Annotated in this window: 7 protein-coding genes and 2 pseudogenes; 6 read left to right on the top strand and 3 right to left on the bottom strand. The window is 62.9% G+C overall.

What is annotated here, in order from left to right; genetic code table 11:
• Positions 1 to 249 precede the first annotated feature (249 nt).
• On the bottom strand, positions 250 to 909 hold the full coding sequence (locus tag AC3A35_RS16230; RefSeq protein WP_487437232.1) for a tyrosine-type recombinase/integrase: 660 nt from the start codon (positions 907 to 909) through the stop codon (positions 250 to 252).
• 529 nt (positions 910 to 1438) lie between these two features.
• Here AC3A35_RS16230 and AC3A35_RS16235 point away from each other — a divergent pair.
• The 5 genes from AC3A35_RS16235 (at position 1439) to AC3A35_RS16255 (ending at position 10556) form a co-directional block, all read left to right on the top strand.
• Positions 1439 to 2191: a TVP38/TMEM64 family protein gene (locus AC3A35_RS16235; RefSeq protein WP_487437233.1), complete on the top strand. Its 753-nt coding sequence runs from the start codon at positions 1439 to 1441 to the stop codon at positions 2189 to 2191.
• A 2243-nt stretch (positions 2192 to 4434) separates the two neighbouring features.
• A complete protein-coding gene (locus AC3A35_RS16240; RefSeq protein WP_487437234.1) occupies positions 4435 to 5721 on the top strand; it encodes a glycosyltransferase in 1287 nt (428 codons plus the stop codon).
• 195 nt (positions 5722 to 5916) lie between these two features.
• Positions 5917 to 8322: an endonuclease/exonuclease/phosphatase family protein gene (locus AC3A35_RS16245; RefSeq protein WP_487437235.1), complete on the top strand. Its 2406-nt coding sequence runs from the start codon at positions 5917 to 5919 to the stop codon at positions 8320 to 8322.
• A gap of 108 nt (positions 8323 to 8430) precedes the next feature.
• Positions 8431 to 9549 (top strand): CapA family protein, encoded by a 1119-nt coding sequence (locus AC3A35_RS16250; protein ID WP_487437236.1) that lies wholly within the window; start codon positions 8431 to 8433, stop codon positions 9547 to 9549.
• Between the two features lie 173 nt (positions 9550 to 9722).
• Positions 9723 to 10556 carry a TCP-1/cpn60 chaperonin family protein gene (locus AC3A35_RS16255; protein WP_487437237.1) on the top strand — a complete coding sequence of 278 codons (834 nt, stop codon included), beginning with the start codon at positions 9723 to 9725 and terminating at the stop codon, positions 10554 to 10556.
• A 38-nt stretch (positions 10557 to 10594) separates the two neighbouring features.
• Here AC3A35_RS16255 and AC3A35_RS16260 read toward each other — a convergent pair whose 3' ends face one another.
• On the bottom strand, positions 10595 to 11095 hold the full coding sequence (locus AC3A35_RS16260) for a BCAM0308 family protein (protein ID WP_487437238.1): 501 nt from the start codon (positions 11093 to 11095) through the stop codon (positions 10595 to 10597).
• 736 nt (positions 11096 to 11831) lie between these two features.
• Positions 11832 to 12080: pseudogene (locus AC3A35_RS16265) on the bottom strand (transposase domain-containing protein); the annotation flags it as partial.
• Between the two features lie 59 nt (positions 12081 to 12139).
• Between AC3A35_RS16265 and AC3A35_RS16270 the strand changes: the two are divergent.
• A pseudogene (locus AC3A35_RS16270) lies at positions 12140 to 12277 on the top strand (hypothetical protein); the annotation flags it as partial.
• Positions 12278 to 12387: the final 110 nt, after the last annotated feature.

The raw sequence follows: 12387 nt of genomic DNA on the forward strand, positions 1-12387 counted from the left end.
ATTGTGGGGGAGTGCCCCACCAAAATCTGCAACAAACCACAACATTACACAATGTTACATGTCTCTCAAGACACTGTTTTTATTACTGCTTTGTGTTGTGAATTATTGTGGTTTGCCAATGACAAAAGGATTTAGGTTCCAGCGCCGCAAGGCGTGAGAGTTCGAGTCTCTTCCCTCGCACCACTTGGCTTTCAGCCGGTTATCCACAGGCTGTGGATAATCTACAAAAAGCCAGCCGATCTACAAAATTCATTTCACCGGTTTGACCTTATCACCTCTGCGGGAGCGCACGTAGGCCTCTGTCATGCCGCGAGTGGTGTGTCCGAGCAGCTTCTGCGCCTTGTCGAGCGCCTCCATGTCGCTGGCCGCTTTCGCCCGCAGGTCACGGAACTGGATTGCTCTGATGCGCTCGGCTGCCGCGGTGTTCGGCGCGGACTGCGCGGCCGCCTCGCGGGCCCGGTCGAAGCGGTGGCGCAGGCCAGACTTGAGCATCGGCTGGCCGCGCTCGTCGCAGATCAACGCCTGTGAGCGCACCCCGGCGATCGTCGCCTTGCGCGCTTTGATCCGATCGACCGGGGCTGCCAGGGCACCGGTCACCTCGATGCGCAGCTTCGCGTCGGTCTTCGCCTGCCTGAGTTCGATGCAGCCGCCGCGGATGTCCGTCTCCAAGATCTGCCGCAAATCCCCGGGGCGCTGCCCGATGAGGTAGGCGAGCTCGACTGCCTCGCGCAGCGGCTTGCCCGCGTGTTGGATGATCGCCGCGAGCTCGTCGTCGTCGACATACATCTTCCGGGCCCCCTCCTTGTGCCGGCGCACGCCGACGGTCGGATTCGGCGCCTTCGTCAGCCCGCGATCCCGGGCCCAATTCCAGGCCGCCGAGAACCACGCGATCTCGCGGTTCGCACGCACCTTCCCCTCGTCGCCGCGGATTGCGATGGGGGCCTTCCCGTCCTTCGCGCGCCTGGCGTTCGCTGCCTACTTCGCCTCCTTGGCCGCCTTCAGGCGTCAAATTGGGCGCCCCCGACATCGCCTTCCCGGGCCAGATGACAACCCATGCAGTCGAACAGGCGACCGTGGGTTCATTCCTTGAACAAATAAATGTCGTGCTCGGTCGGCATGCGCTCTCCGGATGTCGCGCCGGATGCTGTGCCGGTCCTGGCTCGGTTCGCAACCGAGGCGGTCAGGCGCTCGGTTTGGCAACCCTCAAGGGCATTCCTCATGGCGACGCCTCAAGCCGACTTCGAGACAGCCGGTTGGAGGATGCTGCGGCCGCTTCCATTTGATTCAAAATCCGTCTTAAATCTATAGGACAGGGGCGAGTCGGGCCAAACTGGCGGAGCCTCGATGAGCTGCAACCGATTCTGTCGATGATGGCGGCGCGATGGGACTTCTTGGGCATGGCGGCACGCGCCGAGCAGGTGAGAGTTCATTACCCGTTATGAAACAGGATGCAGCCAAATTTCGCACCGGTCGCATGAAGTCGCCGCTATGGGGTGTCGTGGCCAGCATTCTGTTCGTGGCCGTGATACTCGCTGTGCTGATTCGCTTCGGGGCTCACGAACAGGTGTTGAGCCTGCTCCGGTGGTTTGACGCACAGGGCGCGTGGACGCCGCTGCTTTTTGTCCTTGTCATGGCGGCGGTGGTCGTGCTGATGTTGCCGGGAGTGCTCTTCACCACCGGAGCAGGTTTCGTGTTCGGCGTCGTGGAGGGCACTTTTTACGTGGTAACGGGTACGACGCTCGGTGCCGCCTTGGCATTCCTGATCGCACGATATCTTTTCGGGCAGCGCGCCAGAGCGTTCGTCACCGCCCACGCCAGGCTCCGACTGGTGAGCGATGAATTGACGCCCCGTGGCTGGGAGATCGTGCTGTTGACACGTTTGATTCCGTTCTTCCCCAGCAAGGTCTCCAACTACTTTTTCGGACTGACCTCGTTCTCGTTGCGTGGTTTCGTCGGTGGTTCGCTGATAGGTTTCGTACCCTTCTCAATCCATAATGTATATCTCGGCTCGATCGCCGCCGACATCGCCACCCTCGGGGCGCGCGATCTTGACCGTTCGGCGCTGGAATGGGCCATTTACGGCACCGGCTTCGTTGCCACCGTTGTCGCGGTCGTTTATCTGAATCGGCTGGCGCGGCGCGCGCTGGCTCGCTATGCGGAAAGCGGTGCCCTCGAGGAGGACCTGCCGTGAGATGGATGAAATGGCTGCCGTGGCGTTTTGCCATTCGCTACGTTGCGCACAAACAGGGTTTTCTGGACCCCATCGCCCTGCTGGCGCGGCTGCACAGCTTCGCCCAGCCGTCCGAAGTGGGCGAACCCATAGAGCTGCTGCGTGCCGGCGTGGTGTTTCACGCCCGCGGTTTGATCAACAGCCGTGTCATCCAGCACAACCTGGACTGGGTCTGGCCTTACTGGATCGAACGGCAGTTCGATCCACGTGACGAGTCGTTCATTCCGCGCGCCTTCTCGATCACCCATATCAATCTCAGCCACCGCAACTGGACCGCCATCGGCTACCCGGATTGCCAGGAACTGCCGATTGTCGATCCGCGCGGTCTGCTGACGCCGTTTCTCGATGGCTGGTCATTGGACGGCTGGTTGATGAGCGAGGACGGACGGTGTCTGCTGCCGTCGCGCGAAGCCGATAGCCGCCAGTGGCAAGACATGAAACCGGGTGTTCGGGTAACGACCGAGACAGCAGCCACGGGACTGGCCCTGACCAGCAGCGCCTCGGTAGAGCTCGAATCGGGCATTCCGGTGTGCAAGTTGCGCTTGCATGCGCGCGCCGATTCGAACGCCTGGCTGGTGCTGGCGTTGCGCCCGCACAACCCGGAGGGCATCAGCTTCGTCCACCATCTCCGCCTGTCGGAGGAGCGCAATGCCTGGATCATCGACGACAAGCGGAAGGTGGAATTCAGTATCGCAGCGCGACGACATCACGTCTCCGACTACCGCAACGGGGACGTGCATATTCATCTCAAGGATCGGGACGATCAGCTTGAAGGCACATGCGATGTGGGCATGGTCACCGCGGCAGCGCTGTTTCCGGTCACGGGCGGCGGCGATGCAGAAATCACCGCATCCATTCCGCTCGCCGAAGCGTCAGGTAGCCTCGCCGCCGACGCCTGGAGCGAGGCCCAAGGCAATCATTGCAAGCTGATCTGCCCACAGCCACGTTATCAGTTTCTCTATGACGCCGCGGTGACTTCGTTGATTCTGCATTCGCCGGATGATGTCTATCCCGGCCCCTACACTTACAAGCGATTCTGGTTTCGTGATGCGGCCTTCATCATTCATGCCCTGCTGTGCGTCGGACTGACGGATCGCGCCGAACGCGCGCTGGGCCGGTTCCCGGCCCGGCAGACGACGCTCGGATATTTCCGGTCCCAGGAAGGCGAGTGGGATGCCAACGGCGAGGTGCTATGGATCCTGCAGCGCTACTCCGCGCTGACCGGACAACCACCGGGGTCGGAATGGAACGATCCCATGCGGCGCGGCGCTCGCTGGATCGTGCGCAAACGGCTCAGCGATGATCTGGACGCGCCGCACGCGGGATTGCTGCCGCCCGGTTTCAGCGCCGAACATCTCGGCCCCAACGATTATTATTACTGGGATGACTTCTGGGGGATCGCTGGCCTGCGCGCGGCGGCGGCAATGGTCGGGGGCCGCGATGCCGAACACGGTGACAACTTTGCGCAGGCCGCTGACGATCTTGCGGTGGCGGTGGATCGCAGCTTGGCAGGCTGTGCGCAACGGCTCGGTCGTCCGGCCATGCCGGCGTCGCCCTATCGGCGCCTGGACGCCGGCGCCATCGGTTCGCTGGCGATGGGCTACCCGGCACAACTCTGTGCGCCGGACGATCCCCGTCTGCTCGACAGCGTCGAATTCCTGCTCAGCCGCTGTCTGGTCAATGGTGCGTTCTTTCAGGACATGATCCATTCCGGCCTCAATGCCTACCTGACACTGCATATCGCCCAGGTTCTGCTACGCGCCGACGACCCGCGCCACCTCGAGCTGATGGATACGGTCGCCGCCCTGGCATCGCCGACGGGTCAATGGCCGGAGGCGATCCATCCACGCACGGGCGGCGGCTGCATGGGGGACGGTCACCATGTCTGGGCGGCAGCCGAGTGGGTGCTGATGATCCGCAACTGTTTCGTGCGCGAAGAAGGTGAACGCCTCGTGCTGTGCGCCGGCGTGCCTACACGCTGGCTCGAGCAGGATTCGCCGATCAGTTTCGGTCCGGCACCGACCGCCTTCGGCGCAGTATCGCTGCGCATCACGCCGGATTCCGCAAACCCGCCGCGCGTCGAGTGGCGAGGTGACTGGCATCGCACCGCGCCCCCGATCGAGATACGCCTGCCCGGCTTCATTCCGGCAAACGCCGACGCGGGCACGGATTCGATTACCCTCGCAAAAAAGGAAAGGTGACGCATGAACATCGTCCTGGTCACCAACACGTTCACCCCGCACGTGGGAGGTGTGGCGCGCTCGGTCGAGGCCTTCGCCGAGGAATACCGCAGGCGCGGGCATCGGGTTCTGGTCGTGGCCCCCGAATTTCGAGATATGCCGCAGAACGAGATCGACGTGGTACGCGTTCCCGCGATTCAGAAATTCAACGGCAGCGATTTTTCCGTCGCGTTGCCGATCCATCCACAGCTCAACGAAGCGATCGACACCTTCGGCGCGGATATCGTGCACTCCCAGCATCCCTTCCTGCTCGGCATCACTGCGGTGCGGATCGCGCGCCGCCGGGAGCTGCCGTTGGTATTTACCCATCACACGCTGTACGAACAATATACGCACTACGTTCCCGGCGACTCACCTGTCCTGAAACGTTTCGTGATCGAACTCGCCACGCGCTACGCCAACCTCTCCGATCAAGTCTTCGCTCCCAGCGAAAGCATTCGGGATCTGCTGCAGGCCCGAGGTGTGATTACGCCAATCGCCGTGGTGCCCACCGGCGTCCGCCTGGAGCACTTCGTGCAGGGCGACGGTCCGTCCTTTCGCAGGCACATGGGGGTCCCCGAAGACGCCTTCGTGGTCGGCCACCTGGGCCGGTTGGCGCCGGAAAAGAACCTGGAGTTTCTGGCGCAGGCGGTCGCCGATTTCCTCCGCGGCGACCGCCGTGCGCACTTTCTGGTGATCGGGCGCGGGCCCTCCGAAGACTCCGTCCGGGATATCTTTTCCCGGGCGGGTGTCGCAGCGCGGTTGCACATTGCAGGCATCTTGGGACGGAAAGCATTGGCCGATGCCCTGCACGCCATGGACGTATTCGCGTTCGCCTCCACGAGCGAGACCCAGGGAATGGTGCTGACGGAAGCCATGGCAGCCGGACTGCCGGTCGTCGCCCTGGACGCGACCGGCGCACGCGAAGTGGTGAAGGATGGGCAAAACGGACGGTTGCTGCGGGAAATGACACCCGCAGCATTCACCGCTGCCTTGCAATGGGCGGCTGCACTGACGTCGGAACAAATGCGCGAGCAGACGCAGGCCGCACTCGACACGGCCGAGGCCTTTTCAATGCCCCGATCGGTGGACAAGGCACTGGCGTGTTACGAAGCGCTCCAACCCACCTCGAGCACCGAGTCCGGTGAGGACGAGAGTGGTCTGGAGGATGTCATTGCCGCGATCAGGACGGAGTGGGATATTCTGAAAAGCGTGGCCGGAGCAGGCGACGCGGCCCTGGACCCGAATCGGTTCTCTCAGGAGGAAGACTGATGCCTTTCGCGCATATGGGAAACGCCGCACCGCCGAGGCGCGGTCGGAACAGCCGGGCCGTATGAGTGACCCATGGGCCACGATGAGTACAAATGAATGCGTCACCTTTCGGGCCATTGCACAGCGTACGTGGCAGGTTTCTTCCGCTTGAAGAACCATCACGCAAACGTTGCGGCTAAAGGGTAAGGCCAGCCCATGTTCGGCCGAATCGAGACATTCCTGCGGCGCCTGCGGCGCTACCTCAGTCGCAGCGTCTGGCTGGCGCGTCTGCTGCGACTTCCCGCGTCGGAAGGGTCGCCGACGCGTCCGGGACTGATCATGATCCAGATCGATGGACTCTCGCAGCCGCAGTTCGAACGCGCGCTGCATCGCAAGGAACTGCCGTTCCTGCAGCGCCTGATCAAATGCGAGCACTATCGCCTCCATGCCCACTATTCAGGATTGCCGTCGACGACGCCTGCTGTCCAGGCCGAGCTCTTCTATGGCGTCAAATGCGCCGTTCCGGCGTTCTCCTTCAGAGATCATGAATCGCGCCGGATGGTCCGCATGTACGAGCCGGACGCAGCGGCACGCGTCGAGGCGCTGCATCTGGGCAAGGACAGCGAAACGCTGCTGGCGGGAGGCAGCGCGTACGCAGACAACTTCACCGGCGGCGCGGCAGAGTCGCATTTCTGTCCGTCATCGATGGGTTGGGGCCCGACTCTGCGCGCCGCCAATCCGCTCGTACTGCTGGCGTTTCTGTTCAGCAATCTCAACAGCTTTCTGCGTGTCGCGGTGTTGTTATTGTTGGAGCTGGGCTTGTCGCTGGTGGATTTTGTGCGCGGCCTGGCGCGCGGACAAGACTTCGTGAAGGAGTTGAAATTCATACCCACACGGGTCGGCATCTCCATTCTGCTGCGCGAGCTCTGTGTGATCGGTGGCAAGATCGACATCAGCCGCGGCTTGCCCGTCATTCACATCAATTTCCTCGGTTATGACGAACAGTCGCATCGGCGCGGCCCGGCGTCGCTGTTTGCCCATTGGACACTGAAGGGCATTGACGACGCCGTCGCCCGATTATGGCGCGCCGCAAACCATTCTGCATGGCGGCACTACGAAGTGTGGATCTACTCCGATCACGGTCAGGCTGCCGTCCGGCCCTACCATCAGGTGCAAGGCTATACCCTGGCGGAGGCGATTACGGCGGCATTCGGAACACCGTGCGCAACGGCCCCGAAGATTCGCAAGGAAGGCGTGAGCGGCATCCAGACCCAACGGGTTCGTTTTCTGGGTGGCCAAAGGATTCAACGCCTGTTTTCCGTACTCGGGATCAATAGCGAAGAAGCGGACGATCAGCAACCGTTGGTCGTCGCCCTCGGACCCGTCGGCCATGTCTATTTGCGGACGAAGTTGAATGGCGACGCACGTGATCATGTCGCCCGTGAACTGGCCCATCGACACAAGATTCCGGTTGTGCTCGCGGTGGAGTCTCGGGGCGTGTTGCGAGCCTGGACCGATGCCGGGGAGTTTCGTTTGCCGCAACACGGTGACAAGGTGTTTGGTTCGCAACATCCATTCCTCGATGCGGTCAGTGAGGACCTCGTGCGTCTCTGTGAACATGCCGACGCCGGCGATCTCGTTCTGCTAGGTTGGCGTCACGGTGTGGCCGCGATGACATTTGCCGATGAGAACGGCGCTCACGCCGGCGCTTCGCCGGCGGAAACAAACGGCTTCGCACTGCTTCCCGAGGACGCTCCGCTGCCGGCCCGTGAACGTGCGTACTTGCGTCCCATTGATCTGCGCAGTGCGGCGCTGCAGCACCTCGGCCGCAGCGGCCAACCCTTTGCGCCCGGTAAGCGGCGCGCCACCCTGCGAACGGACACGCTGCGTGTCATGACCTACAATGTCCACAGCTGCATCGGCATGGACGGCAAACTCGATGCCGAGCGCATCGCCCGCGTGATTGCCCGCGCCGGGCCGGATGTGGTGGCACTGCAGGAACTGGATGTCGGGCGGGCGCGCAGCCATGGAATGGACCAGGCCCACCTGATCGCTCGTAATTTGGAGATGGAGTTTCATTTCCATCCGGCCATGCATGTCGAGGAGGAACGCTACGGTGATGCCATCCTGACGCGTCTGCCGCAGCGCCTGATCAAAGCGGGTTCGCTGCCGGGACTCGCCGACAAACCGAATCTTGAACCGCGCGGTGCGCTCTGGGTTGCCGTCGACCTGCATGGCACGGAATTCCAGATCATCAATACCCATCTGGGCCTGTACCCGCGTGAACGCATGGTGCAGATCGAGGCCTTGCTGGGAAACGACTGGCTGGCGCACGAACAGTGTCGTGACCCGGTGATCCTGTGCGGCGACTTCAATGCACTGCCTTCATCGGCGGTATGCCGCCGAGTGACCGGGCGACTCAAGGACGCTCAAATCGAGGCGCGACGCCACCGCCCCAGAAGCACCTTTTCCGGCCGTTTCCCGACCGTTCGGATTGACCATATCTTCGTCAGCCCCGGTGTCGATGTGACCAGCATCGAAGTCCCTGCTTCGGAACTGGTGCGCACTGCCTCCGATCATCTGCCGCTGGTTGCGGAGGTTTGCCTGTCGGGGCGACGCTGACCCGCAACCGCGTGGCGTTACCTATGATGAATGAAGGCGGAGAGTTCCGCCCGCTTCGATGAGGCGCCGATCGCATCAACGCTTGCCGGCAATGAATTGACGACGAAAATGAGTGACATCAGCCTGTTCCTGTGCGGTGACGTGATGACCGGCAGGGGCATCGACCAGATCCTGCCCCATCCGGTACCGCCACGACTGTACGAGTCCTTCGTGGACTCGGCGCTCGACTATGTGCTGCTCGCCGAAAACCGCAGTGGCAGGATCACTCGTCCGGTGGAGCCGGCATACATCTGGGGTGATGCACTTGCCGTCCTCGACAGTCTCGGGCCCGACGTGCTGCGCATCGTCAACCTCGAAACGGCCGTCACCATCAGCGAGGATGCCTGGCCGGGTAAGGGCATCCACTACCGGATGCACCCGGCCAATCTGGCGGCCATCATCACGCTTGGACCGGATTGCTGCGCACTCGCCAACAACCATACGCTGGACTGGGGCCGCAGCGGATTGAGCGAGACACTCGACGTGCTACATGCGGCCGGCATTGCCACCGCGGGTGCGGGCCGGGACCTTGCCGAGGCCACGGCGCCGGCCTGTGTTGCGTTCAATGCCGGGCAGCCGGGCGGTGGACGACTGCTAGTGTTCGCGTGCGGCGTGGCGAGCAGCGGGGTCCCGGAGGAGTGGGCTGCGACGCAAAGCCGGGCCGGTGTGGCGTGGTTGCCGGACCTTGCCGTCGAGCACGCCGTGCCGCTGCTCGCGGCCGTGGCCGAGCACAAGCGCAGCGGGGACGTCGTCGTGGCGTCGATACACTGGGGCCCCAACTGGGGCTACACGATTGCGCGGCAGCAACGGATCTTCGCACACTGGCTCATCGACGGGGGCGTGGACTTGGTGCACGGACACTCGTCCCACCATGTGCAGGGCATCGAGGTGTATCGCGAGCGCTTGATCCTGTACGGTTGCGGCGATTTCCTGAACGACTACGAAGGGATCAGCGGTTACGAGCACTATCGCGCGGAGCTCGGCCTGATGTACTTCCCGACCTTGGCGGCGGCGAGCGGGCGATTGTTGAGCCTGAGCCTTGTGCCGACCCGAATCAGACACTTCCGGGTCAATCGCGCATCGGCCGAAGAGGGTGCCTGGCTGCAGACAATCCTGAACCGAGAGGGACGGTCGTTGGGGACCCGCTACGAGCGCGAGGACGATAGGATCGCACTTCGTTGGCGCTGAGCCGTGTTCACCAGCTGCAGTTCACCGGGGGCTCTTGATCTGCCGTCGGACGACAGACCAGCTCATGGGGCAGCGCTCGCCTGGCCGATTGGGCTAGCTCTGATTCATGTCAAGCGATTTGCCTCCCGGTCGCTCGTAAAGTGGAGACGCTGGGGGCACCCGGGGAGACGGACATGGCGGTGAGGCAGCTCCTCTTTCATCAGGCGGCGCGCGAGCGCATCGTCCGCGGTATGTCGGTGCTCGTCGATGCACAGAAGGTGACCCCGGGGCCGCCGGCCCGCACCGTCCTGCTCGAACAGCCGTTCGCCCCCCGAATCGTGATCAACTCCGGGGTGGTGGCAAGGGTCATCGTTCTGGCCGATCCCTTCGAGAACATGGGCGTCCAGATGGTCAGGCAGGTCGCTGCTGGCCACACCGGTGGTGATCAGCCTGCGCGGCTCGCACAACTCCTGCGCGGTCAGGGCACCGGCGTTCGGGGAGCGGCGATGCTCCAGAATATTGCCGAACTGGGCGGCGCCACTGTGATCGCCGAGCAGGCCGAGCGCACGCTGGACAACGTCGAACTCGCGCAGCTCGGCAGCGCGAAGCGCGTCGAGGTCGACGATGATACCTGCACAATCATCGGCGGCACCGGAGAAAAGGCGCGTGTCAATGCCCGTATCGCCATGATCAAAGGGGAACTGGCGCACACGACGAGTGAGGACGAGCGCGAGACGCTGCGCCTGCGTTTCGCCAAGCTTTCGGGCGGCGTTGCGGTCGTCAAGGTCGGAGGCTCGACCGAGACCGAAATGAAGGAGCGCAAGGTGCGTTTCGCGGACGCGCTGCATGCCACCCGCGCGGCGATCGCCGAAGGCGTCCTGCCGGGGGGCGGCGTCGCGCTGTTGCGCGCCCGCAGGACGCTCGGCACGCCACCAATCGGGACGAAGAGTGCGGCATTCGCATCCTGCTGCGCGTACTCGAGGAGCCGCTGCGGCAACTCGCGCCTCCAGCGAAGCTTGTCTGGCTGACCCCAGCATGAATGCCGGGGCATGGGCTCGACCGGTTGTCAATGCCAGAAATGAACGCGAATGAAGCGCTCTGAATCTTCGTAACGGAATTCGAGCCGGCCACGATGCGCGTGCTGCAGTGCTTCACCGATGCGCCGGGCAAGATGTACACCGGTGGTGGTGATCACCAGGCTACCGTCCTCCTCCTCGATGTCCATGATGCGCTCCGCCGGATGCTCGGCGGCCTCGGCCGTCGCGGCGTGGTCGATGAGATGGAGGTACTCGTCCTTCTCCGCTACACCGAAATCGCCGCCGATATGCACGATCCCCGCCGGATACTTGTCGCGGATACGGCGGCAGGCGGGGCACAGATGCACATCTGCATCCGGTGATGCAACACCCCAGCGCCAGCGGCCGCCGTGGAATATCGCGCCGCAGTCAGGACAGGATGCCGGTTCGTTCGGTTTACCGCGGGAGGCGTACGGATCGTGCTCGTGTTCCTGGATCAGCCGGTCGTGCCTGACCGGGTGGAACGATGTCGCTTTCGACTTGCGGGACATGATGACCTCCACCTCCCTGGCTCCGGGTTCGGGTTGAAATACCGACTATTGCCCCCTGAATCATTTAATCAGATTCCAGTCGGAAGGATGTTGACCAATGTCAGGAGGTCGACCAATCTCATCTTCGGCTTGCAGCGCTCGCTCGGTGCCAGGCGAATTCCTTGGTGATCCAATGTTGCGGGGGGCCGGCTCGCCGCCAGCCGTATGACGGCAACGCGGCAAGTGCAGATCGTGCCCGATGCCACCCACCTCTTCGAGGAACCGGGTACCCTCGAGCGGGCGGCTGCATTGGCGTCTGATTGGTTCGTTCGCTACCTCACAGCGGGGTGACCACGACCGGTGCACCGTGATAACGGAACTGATTCGACAACGATCCTCCCCCAGGGAACACTGTCATTTGGAGAGGCTTGTCCAGGCTGAACGACATTGTCCTCGGGCTGCGAATCGGCGTCGGGATTGTGGGTAATTGTAAGACGCCGCAGTCCATCTTGACGGCTGGTCAATCCGGGCCGTTGATCTCGTCAGTGAAGGGGTCGTGATTCCAGGCGGAGCGATGGCCTCGTCAAGTCGTACGAGCAATTGATAGAGGGTTTCGCGGTGGCGGCGCTGGAGCATGGCGGGGCAGGTGTCCTCGGCGGTGGCGGTCGCGGCGCATTCAACGGGATGCATGTGGCCGATCGAGATTTCCCCGCCCTTCGAGATCAGCTTGCCGTTATGGGTAAGACGGGCCTGTGGATCACGAACATTGCCGGTCGTTACGCGCCTCAACCTGCGCGGAGGTTGGCATGAGATCGATATTCCAGGGCAGGAGCTCGCCCACCCGATTGACTGGATGATCCGCCATGCGTCCGATCACATCGCGCATATAGGCTTCCGGATCGACCCCATTGCGCTTGGCGCTGCCGATCAGCCTTTAGATCGCCGCCGCCCGCTCGCCGCCGGCGTCCGAACCCGCGAAGAGGAAGTTCTTGCGCCCGAGCGCAATCACGGGGTCATTCTGCCCATGTCGGGCAGGAAGTTGAGGTCTTTTATCGCTGGCACCCACTGTATGGCCGTCGCCTTCGACGACAGTACAGCGAGCAGCGGGCGGGTGGTGAAGTCGTTCACGTCGAGGCTTCCTCTGGCGTAGTCGTCGTAATGCCCGCGTGGATGCTAGACGCTGCCGCTTGTGCGGGCATGGCTCTTGGCGATCCAAGGGCGTCGGTCTCTGCCCTTGTCGAACTGTGCCACCTACTAGCCCGCTATGGATTTCGCGCAAGCTCTCCGGGTGCATTCCGCACCGTCAAGGAGAA

Source organism: Azoarcus sp. Soil_N_20, from assembly GCF_057656155.1.

Bases quoted from the DNA above. Each gene is read 5' to 3' on its own strand.
- AC3A35_RS16235 (WP_487437233.1), top strand. From the start codon at position 1,439: ATGAAACAGGATGCAGCCAAATTTCGCACCGGTCGCATGAAGTCGCCG.
- AC3A35_RS16260 (WP_487437238.1), bottom strand. From the start codon at position 11,095: ATGTCCCGCAAGTCGAAAGCGACATCGTTCCACCCGGTCAGGCACGAC.
- AC3A35_RS16255 (WP_487437237.1), top strand. From the start codon at position 9,723: ATGGCGGTGAGGCAGCTCCTCTTTCATCAGGCGGCGCGCGAGCGCATC.
- AC3A35_RS16250 (WP_487437236.1), top strand. From the start codon at position 8,431: ATGAGTGACATCAGCCTGTTCCTGTGCGGTGACGTGATGACCGGCAGG.
- AC3A35_RS16245 (WP_487437235.1), top strand. From the start codon at position 5,917: ATGTTCGGCCGAATCGAGACATTCCTGCGGCGCCTGCGGCGCTACCTC.
- AC3A35_RS16240 (WP_487437234.1), top strand. From the start codon at position 4,435: ATGAACATCGTCCTGGTCACCAACACGTTCACCCCGCACGTGGGAGGT.